The following is a 545-nucleotide window of genomic DNA, read 5'->3' as shown; positions in this document are numbered from 1 at the left end:
GGCCGTATTGATGGAGCAAGCAAGCTTAGTTTTAGTTCTAGCCTAAGCCCCTCAAAGCCTGATATCAATATTGAGCTTTCCGGTTATGATCGCTTACAGCTTGAAACTGCTGCGAAACAGTTAAAGGATAAACTGAGTCATTACAGCGGAACTTATGACTTGGCAGACTCCCTTAATGAAAAGAAAAAACAGGCGCAGATCACCTTAAAGGATAACGCTATTTCACTTGGACTAACGCTTGAGCAGGTTATCAGGCAAGTCAATAGGGCGTATCAGGGTGAAGTGGTGCAAACGATCCAAACGCAAGATGATGAAGTCGATGTCTGGCTAGGCTTGCCTGAAGAAGAACGAGCTTCGATGTGGTACCTGGAGCACCTGCCAATTTTGATAGCAGATGGCAGCTATATAGACTTGTCAATAATTGCTGATATTCACTTCCGACAGGCACCGAATAATATTCGCCGCTATGAGCGCAAGCGAGTGGTGACCGTGAGCGCATACGTCAATACAGAACATAACTCGGTTTACAATATTCAAAAGGACCT

1 protein-coding gene is annotated in these 545 nt (G+C 44.8%); it reads left to right on the top strand.

The window, feature by feature from the left end; all coding sequences use genetic code 11:
* Positions 1–545 (top strand): efflux RND transporter permease subunit (locus A3757_RS04090; protein WP_197469740.1); only part of this gene is annotated, 545 nt, incomplete at both ends.

It is taken from the genome of Oleiphilus sp. HI0117, assembly GCF_001635235.1.
The sequence above is the reverse complement of the archived record's forward strand: the minus strand, read 5'-3'. Positions and strand labels throughout refer to the sequence as shown.